This is a genomic window from Sanguibacter sp. Z6_81, from assembly GCF_057180625.1.
On record NZ_JBXUFV010000006.1, the window covers coordinates 15,364 to 32,339 of the forward strand.

The 16,976-nt window shown below is 72.1% G+C and carries 18 protein-coding genes; 7 read left to right on the top strand and 11 right to left on the bottom strand.

All coding sequences use genetic code 11. The features are described 5' to 3' along the window. Positions 1–16: 16 nt before the first annotated feature. Positions 17–466 carry a metallopeptidase family protein gene (locus tag AC2AXK_RS13695; protein ID WP_484345949.1) on the bottom strand — a complete coding sequence of 150 codons (450 nt, stop codon included), beginning with the start codon at positions 464–466 and terminating at the stop codon, positions 17–19. 121 nt (positions 467–587) lie between these two features. On the opposite strand from AC2AXK_RS13695, the gene AC2AXK_RS13700 reads away from it, so the two are divergent. The 5 genes from AC2AXK_RS13700 to AC2AXK_RS13720 all read left to right on the top strand — a co-directional run bounded on the left by AC2AXK_RS13700 (position 588) and on the right by AC2AXK_RS13720 (position 4,138). Further along, positions 588–992: a DUF3499 domain-containing protein gene (locus AC2AXK_RS13700; protein ID WP_484345950.1), complete on the top strand. Its 405-nt coding sequence runs from the start codon at positions 588–590 to the stop codon at positions 990–992. Next, entirely contained in the window at positions 989–1,297 is a 309-nt protein-coding gene (locus AC2AXK_RS13705; protein WP_484345951.1) for a hypothetical protein, read from the top strand. Before AC2AXK_RS13700 ends, AC2AXK_RS13705 begins: the two co-directional genes overlap by 4 nt. A gap of 9 nt (positions 1,298–1,306) precedes the next feature. Further along, positions 1,307–2,836, top strand: coding sequence for a phosphomannomutase/phosphoglucomutase (locus tag AC2AXK_RS13710; RefSeq protein ID WP_484345952.1), 1,530 nt, complete (start codon positions 1,307–1,309; stop codon positions 2,834–2,836). Further along, the gene (locus tag AC2AXK_RS13715; RefSeq protein ID WP_484345953.1) at positions 2,833–3,054 is read left to right on the top strand and encodes a Trm112 family protein; all 222 of its coding nucleotides are present in this window, start codon (positions 2,833–2,835) and stop codon (positions 3,052–3,054) included. Before AC2AXK_RS13710 ends, AC2AXK_RS13715 begins: the two co-directional genes overlap by 4 nt. A gap of 175 nt (positions 3,055–3,229) precedes the next feature. Beyond that, a complete protein-coding gene (locus tag AC2AXK_RS13720; protein ID WP_484345954.1) occupies positions 3,230–4,138 on the top strand; it encodes a cation diffusion facilitator family transporter in 909 nt (302 codons plus the stop codon). A 75-nt stretch (positions 4,139–4,213) separates the two neighbouring features. On the opposite strand, the gene AC2AXK_RS13725 is transcribed toward AC2AXK_RS13720, so the two are convergent. From AC2AXK_RS13725 to AC2AXK_RS13735, 3 genes are all read right to left on the bottom strand, one after another. Next, positions 4,214–5,155 (bottom strand): glycine betaine ABC transporter substrate-binding protein, encoded by a 942-nt coding sequence (locus AC2AXK_RS13725; protein ID WP_484345955.1) that lies wholly within the window; start codon positions 5,153–5,155, stop codon positions 4,214–4,216. Positions 5,156–5,244: 89 nt separating this feature from the next. Next, positions 5,245–6,126 (bottom strand): ABC transporter permease, encoded by an 882-nt coding sequence (locus AC2AXK_RS13730; RefSeq protein ID WP_484345956.1) that lies wholly within the window; start codon positions 6,124–6,126, stop codon positions 5,245–5,247. Beyond that, positions 6,123–7,337: a quaternary amine ABC transporter ATP-binding protein gene (locus tag AC2AXK_RS13735; protein WP_484345957.1), complete on the bottom strand. Its 1,215-nt coding sequence runs from the start codon at positions 7,335–7,337 to the stop codon at positions 6,123–6,125. Before AC2AXK_RS13735 ends, AC2AXK_RS13730 begins: the two co-directional genes overlap by 4 nt. Positions 7,338–7,822: 485 nt before the next feature. Between AC2AXK_RS13735 and ahcY the strand changes: the two genes are divergently transcribed. After that, the gene (gene ahcY / locus AC2AXK_RS13740) at positions 7,823–9,316 is read left to right on the top strand and encodes an adenosylhomocysteinase (RefSeq protein WP_484345958.1); all 1,494 of its coding nucleotides are present in this window, start codon (positions 7,823–7,825) and stop codon (positions 9,314–9,316) included. Between the two features lie 124 nt (positions 9,317–9,440). On the opposite strand, the gene AC2AXK_RS13745 is transcribed toward ahcY, so the two are convergent. Beyond that, positions 9,441–10,259, bottom strand: a complete 819-nt coding sequence (locus AC2AXK_RS13745) for an RDD family protein (protein ID WP_484345959.1) — start codon at positions 10,257–10,259, stop codon at positions 9,441–9,443. Between the two features lie 75 nt (positions 10,260–10,334). Between AC2AXK_RS13745 and AC2AXK_RS13750 the strand changes: the two genes are divergently transcribed. Then, positions 10,335–11,324: a stage II sporulation protein M gene (locus AC2AXK_RS13750; protein WP_484345960.1), complete on the top strand. Its 990-nt coding sequence runs from the start codon at positions 10,335–10,337 to the stop codon at positions 11,322–11,324. A gap of 6 nt (positions 11,325–11,330) precedes the next feature. Here the strand turns inward: AC2AXK_RS13750 and AC2AXK_RS13755 are convergent, their stop codons facing one another. Genes AC2AXK_RS13755 through AC2AXK_RS13780 form a run of 6 tightly spaced genes read right to left on the bottom strand, consistent with a single transcriptional unit; the run spans position 11,331 to position 16,881 of the window. Further along, positions 11,331–11,453 carry a hypothetical protein gene (locus AC2AXK_RS13755; RefSeq protein WP_484345961.1) on the bottom strand — a complete coding sequence of 41 codons (123 nt, stop codon included), beginning with the start codon at positions 11,451–11,453 and terminating at the stop codon, positions 11,331–11,333. Then, on the bottom strand, positions 11,454–12,746 hold the full coding sequence (locus tag AC2AXK_RS13760) for a DUF58 domain-containing protein (protein ID WP_484345962.1): 1,293 nt from the start codon (positions 12,744–12,746) through the stop codon (positions 11,454–11,456). A 19-nt stretch (positions 12,747–12,765) separates the two neighbouring features. Next, on the bottom strand, positions 12,766–13,776 hold the full coding sequence (locus AC2AXK_RS13765; RefSeq protein WP_484345963.1) for an AAA family ATPase: 1,011 nt from the start codon (positions 13,774–13,776) through the stop codon (positions 12,766–12,768). Beyond that, the gene (locus AC2AXK_RS13770) at positions 13,773–15,014 is read right to left on the bottom strand and encodes a DUF4350 domain-containing protein (protein WP_484345964.1); all 1,242 of its coding nucleotides are present in this window, start codon (positions 15,012–15,014) and stop codon (positions 13,773–13,775) included. The genes AC2AXK_RS13765 and AC2AXK_RS13770 overlap by 4 nt, the downstream gene beginning before the upstream one ends. A gap of 5 nt (positions 15,015–15,019) precedes the next feature. Continuing rightward, a complete protein-coding gene (locus AC2AXK_RS13775) occupies positions 15,020–15,670 on the bottom strand; it encodes a DUF4129 domain-containing protein (RefSeq protein ID WP_484345965.1) in 651 nt (216 codons plus the stop codon). Further along, positions 15,670–16,881, bottom strand: a complete 1,212-nt coding sequence (locus AC2AXK_RS13780) for a DUF7847 domain-containing protein (protein WP_484345966.1) — start codon at positions 16,879–16,881, stop codon at positions 15,670–15,672. The genes AC2AXK_RS13775 and AC2AXK_RS13780 overlap by 1 nt, the downstream gene beginning before the upstream one ends. Between the last annotated feature and the right edge of the window lie 95 nt (positions 16,882–16,976).

Below are 16,976 nucleotides of genomic sequence, written 5' to 3' on the forward strand. Positions count from 1 at the left end.
GACGCACGCGCACAGGTCAGCCGGGATCGCGATACTGCGGGTCGATCTCCTCGGGCGGCCGGGAGAGCAGGTGCGCCACCTGCTCGACGACCACGTCACGCACGAGCTCCGCGACGTCGCGTGCATCGGCAGCGCGGTTCTCGACCGGTCGACGGTAGATGAGGACCCGACCCGGTTGACCCGACTCTGCCGGGAAGTACCGTCCCAGCGGCACGCCGCCGTGCTCCCAGGGCGCCGGGTCGGACGGCGGCACGTCCTCGACGGCGAACTCCGTCCCGGACAGCTCCTTGCCCCAGGCCCTCTCGAGGTGCTGCACGGTCGCGAGCACGCACTCGTCGAAGCGCTCGGCACGCGTGCGGTGACCAGGGACCGACATCGGCAGGACAGGGCCGCGCAGGCCCCGACCCCGTCGGTCGCGGCGGTGACGTGGCACCGTCGGCCCGGAGGACGGTGTGAGGGCATCCATGGGGCCACTCTAGGTGCCAGGAGCCCTGAGGGGCCGCGACGGATGAACTCGCCCGTTCGTGCCGATTGCACCCGGCGTGGGAGTGCCGGGCAGCGCTCCCGGCGAGGTACCGTCGTCTCTTGTGAGTCCAGCCCGCCAATGCACCCGAACCGCCTGCGCGCGCGCCGCAGTGGCGACCCTGACGTACGTGTACTCCGACTCGACGGCGGTCCTCGGGCCCCTCGCGCTCATGGCGGAGCCCCACAGCTACGACCTGTGCGAGGTGCACTCCGACCGCCTCACCGCCCCGCGCGGCTGGGAGGTCCTCCGCCTGACGCCGGCTGGCTCGCAGGATCACCAGGATCCGCGGGACGTCGGCGCGACCGCGCCCGACGTCACCCCGGACGTCGTCCCGGACGACCTCGTCGCGCTCGCTGACGCGGTCCGGGAGGTCGGGCGGCCCCGCCACCTCGCCGACCCGGAGCCCGTCCAGACCAGCGAGGTGGCCCGGAGAGGTCATCTGCGGGTGCTCAAGGGCGACGGGTGACTCCCGCTCCGGGGACGGGCGGTCGTCGCGGGCGCCGTCCGGCCGCGCTCGAGGTCCCGCTGGGATCCCTCAGCCAGGCGAGCGCGGCCGTGCCCGGACCCCGGAGGTGCCCGGACTGCGGCTCGTCGTCGCTCACGCGGTTGTCGCTGCCCAACGCGGCGGGCGTGGCCGCGACGTTCGTCTCGTGCCACGACTGCGAACGCACCGGCTGGTTCGCCTCCGACGACGGGCGTGAGGTGTCGCGCACGACCGTCCTGGGTGTCGACCCCGACGACGACGTCCGGGCGCTCGCGACCGGCAAGTAGGCTGCAGCCATGGACCAGACCGCCCCGGCAAGCCGCCCCCTCCATGACCTCTCCGGACTCATCAAGTCGTACGACGTGCGCGGGATCGTGCCGGAGCCGTTCAGCACGGACGTGGCGGAAGCGATCGGTGCGGCGTTCGCCACGGCGGTCGTCATCCCTGATGCCGGAGACGCCGCCGACGCGACGCCAGCGGTGCTCGAGACCCCGCCGACCGGGGTCCAGGCCCGGCCGCGGGTCGTCATCGGGCACGACATGCGCGAGTCCGGACCGGCGCTCGTCGAGGCCTTCGCCCGCGGGCTGACCGACGCCGGCATCGACGTCGTGCGGATCGGGCTGTGCTCCACGGACGGGCTCTACTACGCCTCGGGTGTGCTCGGGGTGCCGGGAGCGATGTTCACCGCGAGCCACAACCCTGCCGAGTACAACGGGATCAAGCTGTGCCGGTCAGGGGCACGCCCTGTCGGTCAGGACACCGGGCTGGGCCGCGTGCGGGAGCTCGCCGAGCAGTACCTCGGTCATGGCCTTCCGGGTGCGGCCACCCAGCTCGGCCAGGTGACGGACCGGTCCATGCTCGCTGACTACGCGGCGTTCCTGCGTGGTCTCGTCGACATCTCGGGCATCCGTCCGCTCAAGGTCGTGGTGGACGCGGGCAACGGCATGGGTGGGTACACGGTGCCCGCGGTCCTCGGGTCGGGTGCGGGCCTGCCCGCTCTCCCGCTCGAGATCGTGCCGCTGTACTTCGAGCTCGACGGGACGTTCCCCAACCACGAGGCCAACCCGCTCGAGCCCGAGAACCTGCGGGACCTCCAGGCGGCCGTGGTCGAGCACGGCGCGGACATCGGTCTCGCCTTCGACGGCGACGCCGACCGGTGCTTCGTCGTCGACGAGCTCGGGCAGCCCGTGAGCCCGTCGGCCGTCACCGCGCTCGTGGGGCTGCGCGAGGTCGCCAAGGAGATCGCGGCCGGGCGCCAGCCCACCGTCATCCACAACCTCATCACCTCGCAGGCCGTCCCGGACCTCCTTGTCGCGGCGGGCGCGCAGGTCGTGCGCACCCGGGTGGGCCACTCGTTCATCAAGGCCGAGATGGCAGCGCACGAGGCCATCTTCGGCGGCGAGCACAGCGCGCACTACTACTTCCGTGACTTCTTCTTCGCGGACACCGGGATGCTCGCCGCGCTGCACGTGCTCGCCGCGCTCGGCGAGCAGCTGCACCCGCTGTCCAGCCTCGCGGAGATGTACGAGCCGTACGTCTCCAGCGGTGAGCTCAACTCCCGGGTGGAGGACGTCCCCGCCGCCCGCGCACGAGTCGTCGAGGCGTACGTCACCCAGGAGGGGGCGGGGCCGGTGACGGTCGACGAGCTCGACGGGCTCACCGTGTCCCACTGGGACTCCCACCCGCGGTGGTGGTTCAACCTCCGCGCCTCGAACACCGAGCCGCTGCTGCGCCTCAACGTCGAGGCCGCGGACGAGGACATCATGATCAAGGTGCGCGACGACGTCCTGGCGCTCGTCCGCGAGGCCACGGAGGCAGGCGCATGAGTGCATCGACGGACCAGCCGTTCCCGCTCGACCGATGGGTGCGCGACATCCTGCGGTGCCCGGCGACAGGCGCCGAGCTCGTCGACGGCACGGGACCCCTCGGAGAGCCGGAGCTGCACTCCACGGCCGCGGAGAACCCGTTGGCGTACCCCGTCCGGGAGGGCATCCCCGTGCTCCTCGTCGACGACGCGCGCCCGCTCCTCACGCGTCCGCTCTGAGGTCCCTCCCGCCCTGCGGCTCCTGACGCGCTCCCTGCGGCGGGCCGGTTCGTTCCGGCGCGGGGAGGCCAGGGGCTGCGAGGACCGTCGACGCGCCGCCGGGACGTTCGGGGCATAGGATGCCGCGGGCATCGATGCCCGTCCGGCAGCGCTCGTCCTCGACACATGGAGCACCATGTCAGCACACGGCGGAACGAAGGCCATCGTCGCGGCCCTCTTCGCGAACCTCGGCATCGCGGTGACGAAGTTCGTCGCGTACCTCCTCACCCAGTCGTCGTCCATGCTCGCGGAGGGCGTGCACTCCCTCGCCGACTCGAGCAACCAGGCGCTCCTCCTCCTCGGCGGCAGGCGTGCGCGTCGCCAGGCGGACGCCCGGCACCCGTTCGGCTACGGCCGCGAGCGGTACATCTACGCGTTCATCGTCTCGATCGTGCTGTTCAGCGTCGGTGGGCTCTTCGCGCTCTACGAGGCGTACCACAAGTGGTCCGAACCGCACGCGATCGACTCGTGGCACTGGGTCCCCGTGACGGTCCTCGTCGCGGCGATCGCCATGGAGAGCTACTCCTTCCACACCGCGATCGTCGAGTCCAACGCCGTGCGCGGCACGCAGACGTGGCCGCAGTTCGTGCGCACCGCCAAGGCGCCTGAGCTCCCCGTGGTGCTCCTCGAGGACCTCGGCGCCCTCGTCGGGCTCGTCCTCGCGCTGTTCGGCGTGAGCCTCACGCTCGTCACCGGCGACGGACGGTGGGACGCGGCGGGCACCGCGAGCATCGGCGTGCTGCTCGTGCTCATCGCTGTCGTGCTCGCTCTCGAGACCAAGTCGCTGCTCCTCGGCGAGTCGGCGACGCCGGAGCACGTCGACGCCATCGACGCGGCCCTCGTGGGGCCCGGTGTCCCGTCCGTCATCCACCTGCGGACGCTGCACCTCGGGCCGGAGGAGCTCCTCGTCGCCGCGAAGATCGAGGTCGACGCCCGGGAGAGCGCCGCGGAGATCGCGGACGCGATCGACGAGGCCGAGGCCCGGGTCCGGGCCGCGGTGCCGATCGCGACCCGCGTCTACCTCGAGCCCGACCTGCGCGACTGACCCGACGCCGACCGGTCGACGAGACGCCGGAGGCCGGGCACCCCGTCACGGGTGCCCGGCCTCCGGCGCACGGACTCACTGCTCGGCGGCAGCCTTGAGGTCGTCGACGAACGTCGGGTTCTCCTCGAGCCACTGCGTGGCGGAGGCATCGTTGTCGTTGCCCTCGTTCTCGTTGAACATGATGTTCTCGAGGCTGAACAGCTGCTCGTCCGTCAGCGTGAACGCCCCGATCCAGGACGCGAGGGTCGGGTAGTCGGCAGCGAAGCCGGTCCGCCCGACGGTGTGGATCTCCTCGGCCTCACCCATCGCGCCCTCGGGGTCCTCGAGGTCGCGGACGGGGTACTCGTCGTAGGCCCAGTGCGGACGCCACAGCGTGACGGCGACGTTCTCTCCGGCGTCGGTCTTGCTCTTGAGCTCGGCGAGCATCGCGGGGGTGGAGGACTTGACGAAGTCCATGCCCTCGAGCCCGTAGGTGGGGATCGCCTCGTCCTCGGTGATGCGGGTGAGGCCAGCGCCCGCCTCGATCCCGACGAGCCGGTTGTCGAAGAGGTCGGCGTTCTCAGCGAGCTCGGCGAGCGACGTGATCGGCGCGTCCTCGTTCACGGCGATCGTGAGCACCGCGTCGTCGTACCAGACGCCCAGCTGCTCCATCTCCTCGCCGTACTGCTCGAGGTAGTCGGCGTGGGTGCTCGGCAGCCACATGTCGAAGTTCACGTCGAAGTCGCCGCCGGTGAGGCCGGTGTAGACGACGCCCGCGTCGGCGGTCTGCGTCGTGACCTCGTAGCCCTCCTCCTCGAGGATGACCTTGAACAGGTGGGAGACGGCGATGCCTTCGTCCCAGCCGGAGTGGATGCCGATGGACAGGTCAGCGAGGTCGCCGTTCTGGACCGTCGCGGCGGAGCCGCCCGTCGTCCCGGCCTCCGACGAGGAGTCCTCGTCGGAGGAGCAGGCGGTGAGGCCGAGCGCGAGAGCGAGGCCGGTCGCGACGAGCGCGGTGCGGGTGGTGCGGTGGGACATGGTTCCTTCCTGCGGGCGGCCGGTCCGGTTGACCAGCGCCCTGGGGTTGGTGGGTGGTGCAGGGGTGCGGCGGGCGGGCCCGCCGCGGGTCAGGCCCGCGCAGAGGCTGCGCGGGAGGTCGGCGTGCGGGTGCCGAGGGCCGCGGTGACCCGGTCGAGGAACATCGCGAGGATGACGACGGAGAGGCCGGCCTCGAAGCCGAGGGACACGTTGATGCGCGTGAGGGCACCGACGACGTCCTCGCCCAGTCCGCCGCCACCGACGAGGCCGGCGATGACGACCATCGACAGGGAGAGCATGATGACCTGGTTGACGCCGGCCATGATCGTCGGCAGCGCGAGGGGCAGCCGGATCTGGCGCAGGACGCGGCCCTCGGTCGCTCCGAACGCCTGCGCCGCCTCGACGATCTCCGCGTCGACCTGGCGGATGCCCAGCTCGGTGAACCGGACCCCGGGCGCGAGCGCGAAGATCACCGTGGCGACGATCCCCGGGACGGGTCCGGTGAGGAACACGACGACCGTGGGGATGAGGTAGACGAAGGCGGGCATCGTCTGCATGAAGTCGAGGACGGGTCGCACGGTGCGCGAGACGTGCGGGTTGCGGGACGCCCAGATGCCGAGCGGGATGCTGATCGCGAGGGCGATGGTGCTGGCGAGGAGGACGAGAGCGAGCGTGCTCATCGCGTTCTCCCACTGGTCGACGGCCGCGATGACGACGAACCCGAGGAGGGATCCCGCGCCGAGCCGCCAGCCCTTGACGAGGAGGGCGACGAGCGCGAGGACGACGGCGACGACCCAGAACGGTGGCGACTGCAGCACGGTCTCGAGCAGGTCGTAGCACCACACGAGCAGCGCCTTGAGCTGGTCGAACACGGTGTCGAACGTGTCGGTCACCCAGTCGACGGCGGAGTCGACGACGTCGCCCAGCTCCACGCGGGGGACGCCGGTCGAGGATGCGGTGGTGCGGCTCATGCGGCGGGTCCTTCCTCGACGGGGGAGATATCGTCTGCGCTCGCCGGCACCATGGCCTCGAGGAGCGCGACGCGGGGGATGGCCCCGACGAGCCGTCCGGCGCTGTCGACGACGGGGACGGGCAGCGCGGACTCGGCTGCCGGAGCGAAGATCTCGGAGAGCGGGGTGTCCTCGGCGACCGAGGCGACGTCGGTGCGGACGAGCGCGTCGAGCGTGCTCAGGCCGTCGCGCTGAGCGGTGACGGCCTCGTGGTCGTGGACGACGCCGATGAGCTTGCGTGCACGGTCCACGACATAGGCGGAGGACACCTGTGCCTCGCGCATGATCCGCAGGGCGAGGCGGGGTCCGCCGCTCACGGGCACGACCGCGGGAGCGCGCTGGGCGAGGCTCGCGGCGGTGAGCACGCGGGTCCGGTCGACGTCGGCGACGAACTGGGCGACGTAGTCGTCAGCGGGAGCGGAGAGGATCTCCTCGCTCGTGCCGATCTGGACGATCCGTCCGTCGCGCATGACGGCGATGCGGTCGCCGAGGAACATCGCTTCGTTGAGGTCGTGGGTGATGAAGACGATCGTCTTGTTGAGGGTCTGCTGGAGCTCGACGAGCTGCTCCTGCATCTCTCGTCGGATGAGGGGGTCGAGCGCGGAGAACGCCTCGTCCATGAGGAGGATGTCGGTGTCGGCCCCGAGGGCGCGGGCCAGGCCCACGCGCTGGCGCATGCCGCCGGAGAGCTGGGACGGCAGGTGGTCCTCCCAGCCCTCGAGCCCGACGAGGGCGAGGGCCTTGGCCGCGCGCTCGCGCCGCTCGGCCTTGTCGATCCCCTGGATCTCGAGGGGGTAGGCCGCGTTGTCGAGAACGGTGCGGTGGGGCAGGAGCGCGAAGTGCTGGAACACCATGCTCACCTTGGCCTGGCGCACGGCGCGCAGCTCCTTGGCGGAGATCGCCGAGAGGTCCGAGCCGTCGAGCAGCACGCGACCGCTCGTCGGGCGCCAGAGGCCGTTGAGCATGCGGATGAGCGTGGACTTGCCGGAGCCCGACAGTCCCATGACGACGAAGATCTCTCCGGGCGCGACGTCGAACGACGCGTCGACGACGGCCGCCGTCCCGTGGCTCTTGACCTCGGCGCGGGTGGCGCCGGCCTGGAGTGCTCGGACGGCTTCCTGGGGTCGTCGTCCGAACACCTTGTAGACATTCTCGACGTGCAGTGCGGTCATACGTCACCTCGTTCGGTGCTTGCGTCGGCATGGACGGCACGGCGCAGTGGCGCCGTGGATCTCGTCCGGGCCCGGGCGGGCCTGTCCGGCCGGGTCGAGTCGCGCTGCTCGGAGCAGCCGCGTTCGGCGCGCACGGTCCCGCGAGGGTTCCGGTCGCCGCGACAGCGGGCAGGACGGCCGACGTGGGGCACGTCGGCCATGACCAGCGTGCCTCATCCAGGGGTAATGCGGCCCAGATGGAGACCGTGCGAGGCCAGAATGAGGGGATTCCTTTACCTGCGAGGCGCATGATCTCGGGGATCCTGCGAGTTATGGAATCGTTATGGTCTGGGTACTGCCGGTACCGACAAACGGTGCAGGCCCGGCGCCGTGCCGTACGCCTGTCACCCGCCGCCGTCCCGCCCTCCCGTCTGGACGGTCCGGGGCGCGCCGGGGCGGGGCGAGTAGGCTGAAACCCCACCTGCACCCGATATCTGCGGAGCGTCATGTCCACGCGAGGTTTCAGCGAAGTCCCCGGTATGTACAAGGTCCGCGACCTGTCCCTCGCAGAGGCGGGGCGCCACCAGATCCGCCTCGCCGAGCACGAGATGCCCGGCCTCATGGCCCTCCGCGAGGAGTACGGCGAGGCTCAGCCGCTCGCGGGGGCGCGCATCGCCGGGTCCCTGCACATGACCGTGCAGACGGCCGTCCTCATCGAGACCCTCACTGCTCTGGGTGCCGAGGTGCGCTGGGCATCGTGCAACATCTTCTCGACCCAGGACGAGGCAGCCGCCGCGATCGTCGTCGGACGCGACGGCACCCCGGAGGATCCCCGCGGCGTGCCCGTCTTCGCCTGGAAGGGCGAGACGCTCGAGGAGTACTGGGAGTGCACCGAGCAGATCCTCGTGTGGCCGGGGGAGGGCGACGACTACGCCGGACCCAACATGATCCTCGACGACGGCGGGGACGCCACGCTCCTCGTCCACCAGGGTGTCGCCTACGAACGTGCCGGCGCGGTGCCGAGCGACACGCGGCCCGGCGAGCCCCACCACTCCGAGGAGTCGAACGTCGTGCTCGCGCTCCTGCGCCGGGTGCTCCAGGAGGACCCGCTGCGCTGGTCCTCCATCGCGGAGAACATCCTCGGCGTGACGGAGGAGACGACGACCGGCGTCATGCGCCTCTACCAGCTCGCCGAGGCCGGACAGCTGCTCTTCTCGGCCATCAACGTCAACGACTCCGTGACGAAGTCGAAGTTCGACAACAAGTACGGGATCCGCCACTCCCTCCCGGACGGCATCAACCGCGCGACGGACGTCCTCATGGGCGGGAAGGTGGCGTTCGTCGCGGGCTACGGGGACGTGGGCAAGGGTGCCGCCGAGGCGTTCCGGGGCCAGGGCGCGCGCGTGATCGTCAGCGAGATCGACCCCATCTGCGCACTGCAGGCCGCGATGGACGGCTACCAGGTGGCGCGGATCGAGGACGTCCTCGACCAGGCGGACTTCTTCATCACGACGACGGGCAACAAGGACGTCATCACCGCCGAGCACCTCGCGGGGATGAAGAACAAGGCCATCGTCGGGAACATCGGGCACTTCGACAACGAGATCGACATGGCCGGCCTGGCGGCCGTGCCGGGCATCGTCCGCACGGAGATCAAGCCCCAGGTGCACGAGTGGACCTTCCCCGGAGGGACCTCGATCATCGTCCTGTCCGAGGGTCGGCTGCTCAACCTCGGCAACGCGACCGGTCACCCCTCGTTCGTCATGAGCAACTCGTTCGCCAACCAGGTCATCGCCCAGCTCGAGATCTTCACGAAGGCGGGGACCGACGAGGAGTACGAGCGCCAGGTCTACCGCCTGCCGAAGATCCTCGACGAGAAGGTGGCACGGCTGCACCTCGACGCCCTCGGTGTCCGGCTCACCGAGCTGTCGAAGGAGCAGGCCGACTACCTGGGCATCGACGCCGCCGGCCCGTTCAAGGCGGAGCACTACCGGTACTGACGGACGGAACGCCCGCGGGCGGGTACGGCCGACCTCCGCCCCCCGCGGGGAGCGGGTCGCCGCTCGCGGGCATCCGCGCTGGCAGTGGTGCGCGTGCACCGTGCGCCACCCGCACCATGAAGCGTCAGCTCACCGGGTCGGGGACCTCGTACGGGAGCCGGTGGACCACCTCGGCCTGCTCGAGCGCGAGGGCGTGCGCGCGTGCACCGGCGCGGCGCTCCCGGTCGCTGCGCTCGGCGAGGACCGCCATGAGGAACGCCTCAGGGTGCGTCCCGGGCGGGGGCGCAGGGGCGACGAACCTGCTGACGCTCGCTGCGAGCTCGCGCCCGACCCGGTCCCGGGAGGGCGCGTCGAGGCGTTCCGCCCGGCCGAGGAACTGGCGGCAGGCCAGGGCCAGCCCGTCCGGGAGGCGCCGCATGTCGGCTGCCGCCGCCCATGGCGCCAGCCGGGCAGGCATCGCCAGCGGGACGAGCGTGGGCCGTCCGCCGCGCACCCTGATCGCGTACGTCCCCGCGAGCATGTCGCCGACCCGACGGCCCTTGGTGTTCGACAGGGACACGATGAGCGCGACGGAGCCCGCTGTGAACCACAGCTCGCCGAGGCCCACGAGGGCGCGGACGAACGCGTGCCGCAGCCGGACGGGTCCGCCGTCGTCGCGGACGATGCGGATGCCCGCCGCGAGCTTGCCGAGAGATCGACCCCGGGTGAGGGTCTCGACGGTCGTGGGCAGGACGATCGTCACGACGACGAGGATCGCGATGAACAGGGCCGGGGCGATGTCCTCGCCGGAGACGACGAACGAGCCCGTCGTCGCCCAGAGGAGCAGCAGGAGCACGGCCACAGTGACCGCGAGGTCGATGACGCTCGCGAGCATGCGCGTCGCGAACGATGCCGGCCGGGCGTCGAGGACCACGCCCTCACCGATGACGATGCCGTCGCTCACGCTTCCTCCGGTCGTCGTGCGGACGCGGGACGGGCGCCCGTCCCGCCGCTGGCGTTCTATGGCAGGGTAGCGCCCGTGGACCTCGACGCCTTCTCGGACGTGCACGCCCAGGAGTGGGCGCGACTGAGGACGCTCACGCGTCGCCGTCGGCTCACGGGCGCGGAGGCGGACGAGCTCGTCCGCCTCTACCAGGCGGTGGCGACGCACCTGTCGACCGTGCGGTCGAGCGCGCCCGACCCGGCTCTCGTCTCCCAGCTCTCGGAGCTCCTCTCGCGGGCACGCACGACGATCGCCGGGGCGCACGAGCCTGCGTGGCGGGACGTGCGGACCTTCGTCCTCGTCTCGCTCCCTGCAGCGCTCTACCGGGTCCGGTGGTGGACGCACGGAGTGACGATCGGGTGCGTCGTCCTCGCGCTCGCGGTGGGGGTCTGGGTCGCGACGACACCCGAGGGACTCGCCTCCGTGGGGCCACCCGACTACCGCCAGGACTACGTCGACACGGCGTTCGAGTCGTACTACGACCCGGGGGGAGGGTTCGCGGCCGTCGTGTGGACGAACAACGCCTGGATCGCCGCCCAGTGCATCGGGTTCGGCATCAGCGGCATCTGGCCGGTCTTCGTGCTGTTCCAGAACGCTGTCGCGGTCGGGTCGATCGGCGGGATGATGGCCGAGTACGGCCGGCTGGACGTCTTCTTCCAGCTCATCCTCCCGCACGGCCTCATGGAGCTCACGGCGATCTTCGTCGCCGGGGGAGCGGGCCTCAAGCTCTTCTGGACGCTCGTCGACCCGGGTCGACGGTCGCGGTCACGTGCACTCGCCGAGGAGGGGCGCTCGCTCTTCACGGTCGCTGTCGGGCTCGTCGGCGTGCTCGCCGTCTCCGGCCTGGTGGAGGGCTTCGTCACCGGCTCGCAGCTTCCGTGGTGGCTGAAGATCGCGATCGGGGCGGTCGTGCTCGCGGCCTTCTGGACATACGTCCTATGGTTCGGCCGCCGCGCTGCCCGGGCCGGCGAGACCGGTGATCTCGCGCAGGACGAAGCCGGTTATGTGCTGCCGGAGGCCGGCTGAGCCTCCTCAGCCGAAGAGCATGGCGAGCGCTGGCGCGGCGGTGATGAGGATCATGGCCGCGACGACAGACAGCGCGATGCGGCGGTTGCGCCGCTCCCGTGCTGACGTTCCGTTCGGTGTGAGTCGCATCTAGAGCCTTCCTGCTGCCTTGAGTGAGAGGTACGTGTCGGCCAGCCGTGGTGCGAGCGTGTCCGGGAGACCGGAGACGACCTCGACCCCACGTCGTGCCAACACCATTGTCGCTGCTCGTCGCTCGAGCTCGGCCCGTTCCGCCGCAGCGGCGTCGAAGACGTCGGCCGCGCTGTCCCGGCCAGCGCGGAGTGCAGCGACGTCCGGGTCGGCGACGGACGCCACGACCACCTGGTGCGCGGCGGTGAGCTGCTCGACGACCGGCAGCAGTCCCGCCTCGATCGCGGCGGGTTCGAGCGTGGTGAGCAGCACGACGAGCGACCGCTGGGAGGTGCGTTCACGCACCGCCGCGACGAGTCCGGACCAGTCCGTCTCGACGAGCCGGGGGTCGAGGGTCGAGAGGGCGTCGGCGAGGCCCGGCAGGAGCCGCGGGCCGCTCAGGCCCGCGACCTGCGCCCGCACGGCACGGTCGTAGGCCATGAGCTCGACCCGGTCGCCCGCGCGAGAGGCGAGCGCCGCGAGGAGCAGGGCCGCCTCGATGCTCGCGTCGAGACGAGGCTGTGCTCCGATCCGCGCGGCGGAGGTCCGCGCGGTGTCGACGACGATCAGCACCCGGCGGTCGCGTTCCGGACGCCACGTCCGCACGACCATGCCGAGGCTGCGGGCGGACGCCCGCCAGTCGATGGACCGGACGTCGTCCCCGAGCACGTACTCCCGCAGCGAGTCGAACTCGGTGCCCTGGCCGCGTACCTGGACGGCCGCGCTCCCGTCCATCTCGCGCAGACGCGCCAGCCTGCTCGGCAGGTGCCGCCGCGAGGCGAACTCGGGCAGCACGCGCAGACGGCCGGGCACCGGTAACGACGCCTGCCGTCCGGCAAGACCGAGCGGACCCAAGGTCCGCAGGGTCACGCGGTCGGCGTACCGGTCGCCCCGGCGGACCGGGGTGAGGACGGTGACGTACCGTCCAGCCTCTCCCGGCGGGAGGTCGACCAGATGGCGGTTGTCCTCCGCGCCGGCGGAGGGTGGCCACGCGTCCCGCACGACGCCCCGCAGTGCGCGGCCCGCGCCGTTCGTCAGGACGAGGGTCGACGCCACGCTCTCGGTGAGGCGTACCGCACGTGCAACGGTCCGCTGGACCGCCACGCGCCGGGGGGACGCGGCGAGCGCCGCGTCCCCGGCGCACAGGATCGCCACGGCGACCACCCACAGGAGGAGGACGCCGCGGCTGCCCGTCCACAGGACGGGGACGAGACCGAGCGCCGTGAGCGCGACGGCACGTCCGGTGATGACCACGACGATCTCGCCCGGCCCGTCAGCGGGGGACCGGCACGGACGCGAGGACGGTCTCGAGGACGCTCTCCGCGCTCACGCCCTCGAGCTCCGCCTCGGGCCTGAGCTGGACCCGGTGCCGCAGCGTCGGGTGCGCCAGCGCCTTGACGTCGTCGGGCGTGACGAATCCACGGCCAGAGAGCCACGCCCACGCCCGAGAGGTCGCGAGGAGGGCCGTCGCCCCGCGGGGTGAGACCCCGAGAGACAACGAGGGAGACTGCCGCGTGGCCCGGCAGACGTCGACGATGTAGCCGAGGACCTCGGGCGAGACGTGCACCCCGGCGACCTCGGTGCGAGCACGGTCGAGGTCCGGGATGCTCGTCGTGGCACGCACGCCCGCCGCGGCGAGGTCCCGCGGGTTGAAGCCTGCTGCGTGGCGGGCGAGCACCTCGATCTCCTGGTGGCGCTCGGGCAACGGCAGGACGAGCTTGAGCAGGAAGCGGTCGAGCTGGGCCTCGGGCAACGGGTAGGTGCCCTCGTACTCCACGGGGTTCTGCGTCGCGATGACGAGGAACGGGTCGGGCAGGGGGCGCGGCTGGCCGTCGACGCTCACCTGACGCTCCTCCATCGCCTCGAGGAGGGACGCCTGGGTCTTGGGGGGCGTGCGGTTGATCTCGTCAGCGAGCATGAGGTTCGTGAAGACGGGTCCCTCGCGGAAGCTGAACTCGGCTGTGCGGGCGTCGTACACGAGCGAGCCGGTGACGTCCCCGGGCATGAGGTCCGGGGTGAACTGGACGCGGGTGGTCCGCAGGTCCAGCGATGCCGCGAGGCTGCGCACGAGGAGCGTCTTGGCGACACCGGGGACGCCCTCGAGAAGCACGTGGCCGCGGCACAGGAGCGCGATGAGCAGGCCGGTGACGGCAGCGTCCTGGCCGACGACCGCCTTGGCGACCTCGTCGCGGACCAGGGCGATCTGCGTCCGCAGGGCGCGGTCCGGCTCGGGCGCTGCGCCGGGGGCGGGCGGGGTCTCGTGGGGGTCGGGGGGTGTGCTCACGGGCGGTGAACCTCTCTCTCCAGCTCGTCGAGTTCGGTGGCCAGACGCGTCAGCTCGACGTCGCTGGAGGGTGGGGGGCCGTAGACCAGCCGGTGGACGTCCGCCGGGCTGCGCCCGGACGCCCGGGCGACCGCGTCGACCAGTGCCGGTGCTCCGGCCGACCGGGGGAGCCCGAGGCGTGCTGCCATCCGGTCGGCTGCTCCCGCACGCAGCGCCGCGCCGGCGTGCCCGTGCGCGCCGGCGCGGCGGTAGAGCCGGCCGCGGCCGCGGGTCGTCTCGGAGGCCTGCACGACGACGGGCAGGTCCTCCGTGACGACCGGCCCGAGCCGCCTGCCCCGCCACAGGGCGAGGACGCCCGCCACGACGAGGAGGTGGAGCAGGGCGAGGGCGAGCCACCCGGGCACGGCGACGCCGCCCGGGGCCGGTTCCTCGGGCAGCAGCCACACGAGGCGTTCCTCGTGCCCGAGCATGCGGAGACCGAGTGCAGCCTGACCGTTCTCGGTGATGCGTGCGTTCGTCAGCGGGGCGGGGTCGTCGAGGATGCGGACGGCGGGGTTCCCGCCCGTCACGGCGTAGTGGCCGGTGTCCGGGGCGTCGCCGAAGCACAGGACGGATGCACCGACCCCGTCGGATGCACCGGCCTCCTCGGATGCGCCGGCCTCCTCAGATGCACCGGCACGTCGCAGGCCGGGGCCGGGGCTCGCGAGCGAGCCGGCGGCCCGTGCGTCGGGGTCGGAGCAGTCAGCGGGGAGGGGAGAGCCTGTGTCCTGCTGCCCGAGGGTGAGGTCCGGGGCGGCGGCGGCGAGCAGCTCTGCGCCCGGGGCGACGAGCACCAGCGTGGACCCGGTCTCCACGAGAGACTGCGCCACGGCGGCGTCCATCCCGTAGTCGAGCGCGACGAGCAACGTCGTCCCTGGTCCGGCGAGACCGATCGCCTCTGCGACGGACGTCGTGTGCTCGACGCGCACGCCCTGGTCGGTGAGCACGGTGGCGAGCGCTCGCGCTCCCGTGTCGTCGGCGCTGTCGGGCGAGAACGGCTCGGCCGTCGTCTCGGGTCGCACCACGACGGACACGAGGACAGCGAGCGCGAGTGCGAGCGCGGCCGTGAGCGGCCACCGCGCTGCCCGGGCGCGCGCGCGGAAACGGCCCTTCGCGGTCGTCCCGTCCCCCGTCGTCGTTCCCTGCCCGGTCGTCGTCGGAGCACCGGTGGGAGAGTGGTCGGTGCTCGTCGTCGGCATGGCCGTCACCGCGGTGCCGTCCCGGCGCCGGCCGTCTCGTGCCCGGACACGGCGCGCCGTGCGGAGGCGACCGCACTCTCGACACGCCGCATGTGCGCGTACTCGTGGGGCCCGGCGCTCGAGTCCCCGTAGAACAGCGAGTCGAAGGTCGACGCCGCGGCGGCCATCAGGTCCGCGATCCCCGGCAGGAGCGCCCCCAGCGCCGCGGCAGCCTCGTGCGCCGTTCGTCCCGGGCGGGGATCGAGCAGTGCGCGCTCCTCGCAGCGACGCACGATGGCCCGGAAGACCTCGAGGGTCGCGGCGCGCATGTCTCCCTGCTGGGCGAGGGTGGCGGCGTGCGCACTCATGGCGTCGGCCGTCCGGTCGTCGCCGTCGAGGACGGCGGGCGCCCGGCGCAGCGACGTGGTCCTGCGGAGCGGACCTGCGACCCGGAGCGCGACGACGCCGACGCACAGGACGATGAGGACGATGACGAGAGCGGCCCACGGCCCCCTGATGCCGAGCACGGAGACGTCCGCGAAGAGCCCGAGGAACCAGTCGATCACGAGATCCATGAGGTTCGGTGGTTCGTGGTACACCGGGTCCGCGAGCTCGTCGAGCAACCAGTGCCGTGCCCGCAGCGCGTCCGGGTCGACGGGGACGTCCCGGAGCAGCATCAGACCCCGTCAGCCGCCGCAGCGAGCTCGACGTCCAGGCCCTCACGCCGCATGCGCACGTCGATGTAGAGAAGCGCGACCACCGCGGAGAGGAACGCCGTCGTGATCGTGTACGCGACGACGTTGAAGGCGATGCTCACCGCGAGGGCACCGATGCCCCCGTCCGCGAACACGAGGCTCGAGATGATCGTGCCCGGCACGGCGATGATCCCGACGACGACGTTGACGATGAGGTTCGAGAGCACGTAGATGCCCAGGAGCCGCCAGAACGATCCGCGGCTCAGCGTCCAGGCCCGCTTGAACGCCGAGACGACACCCTGCTTCTCGAGCACGTACGCGGCGGGCGCCAGCAGGACGCGCATCGCCACCCAGACCGCGAGGGCGACGAGACCGACGACGGCGAGCAGCATGAGCACGGCGGCCGGCCCGGAGCCGAGGGTGGCACCCACGAGCGCGACGAGCAGGACGACCACGAACACGACGACGGAGATCGCCACGGTGGGCAGTATCGAGATGACGAGCAGGCCGCCGACCTTGCCGCGCACCTCGGCCCACAGGTCGGCCGCGGTGTAGGGACGGTTGATGACGGCCCGTCCGATGGCGACGATGAGCAGCCCGGTGGTGACGACGGATGCGAGGTACACCGCGATGGTCGTCAGGAGCGTGACGGACAGACCAGGGCCGAAGTCGTCGACCGTGAGCAGACCGTCGGGATCGATGTCGGCGACGGCCCCTGCGAGCCAGTCGTTGACGGTGGGGGCGACCGCGTACCCGGCGAGGGCCGCGAGGATCGTCGCGACGGCGATGGCGAGCGCCACGACCCCGAGCATGACCTTGGGGTTGCTCCGGATCGCACCGAACGCCCCGTCGTAGATCTCACCGAGGCTGAGCGGGCGCAACGGGATGATCCCGGGCTTGGCCGCGGGGGCACGGAAGGCGGGGCCACCGAAACCCACGGGCGCGCCGTACGGGGACGGCTGCGACTGCCACCCGCTCGCCGGAGCGGGCGGGTAGGAGCCGCTGTCGGGCTTCTCGGCGCTCAGAGGTCCTCCGGGCGGCGCGTACTGGCCGAACCGAGGCTGGGCGGGGGCGGGGGCGGGGGCGTCCCCGGAGGACGGTGCGCCGCTCGTCCCTGCGGGGTATCCCGGTGCCGGCGAGGGCGGCGTGAACGGCGCCGGGTCAGGGGCCTGGGGGTCCTCGGGCGTCGTCATCGGTGCGGCCTCTCGCTGTCGGTGCCTCAGGTACGTGGTGCGCTCGCTGGGAGCGTGAGCGGGTGCTGCGGGTCGCGGGGCGTGCGGTGCGCCCC

What these genes read in the sequence shown, in the direction of transcription:
- AC2AXK_RS13780 (WP_484345966.1), bottom strand. Translation starts at nt 16,881, where the DNA reads ATGACGACGCCCGAGGACCCCCAGGCCCCTGACCCGGCGCCGTTCACG.
- AC2AXK_RS13770 (WP_484345964.1), bottom strand. Translation starts at nt 15,014, where the DNA reads ATGCCGACGACGAGCACCGACCACTCTCCCACCGGTGCTCCGACGACG.
- AC2AXK_RS13720 (WP_484345954.1), top strand. Translation starts at nt 3,230, where the DNA reads ATGTCAGCACACGGCGGAACGAAGGCCATCGTCGCGGCCCTCTTCGCG.
- AC2AXK_RS13730 (WP_484345956.1), bottom strand. Translation starts at nt 6,126, where the DNA reads ATGAGCCGCACCACCGCATCCTCGACCGGCGTCCCCCGCGTGGAGCTG.
- AC2AXK_RS13735 (WP_484345957.1), bottom strand. Translation starts at nt 7,337, where the DNA reads ATGACCGCACTGCACGTCGAGAATGTCTACAAGGTGTTCGGACGACGA.
- AC2AXK_RS13755 (WP_484345961.1), bottom strand. Translation starts at nt 11,453, where the DNA reads ATGCGACTCACACCGAACGGAACGTCAGCACGGGAGCGGCGCAACCGC.
- AC2AXK_RS13715 (WP_484345953.1), top strand. Translation starts at nt 2,833, where the DNA reads ATGAGTGCATCGACGGACCAGCCGTTCCCGCTCGACCGATGGGTGCGC.
- AC2AXK_RS13775 (WP_484345965.1), bottom strand. Translation starts at nt 15,670, where the DNA reads ATGCTGCTCCGGGACGTCCCCGTCGACCCGGACGCGCTGCGGGCACGG.
- ahcY (WP_484345958.1), top strand. Translation starts at nt 7,823, where the DNA reads ATGTCCACGCGAGGTTTCAGCGAAGTCCCCGGTATGTACAAGGTCCGC.
- AC2AXK_RS13725 (WP_484345955.1), bottom strand. Translation starts at nt 5,155, where the DNA reads ATGTCCCACCGCACCACCCGCACCGCGCTCGTCGCGACCGGCCTCGCT.
- AC2AXK_RS13695 (WP_484345949.1), bottom strand. Translation starts at nt 466, where the DNA reads ATGGATGCCCTCACACCGTCCTCCGGGCCGACGGTGCCACGTCACCGC.
- AC2AXK_RS13710 (WP_484345952.1), top strand. Translation starts at nt 1,307, where the DNA reads ATGGACCAGACCGCCCCGGCAAGCCGCCCCCTCCATGACCTCTCCGGA.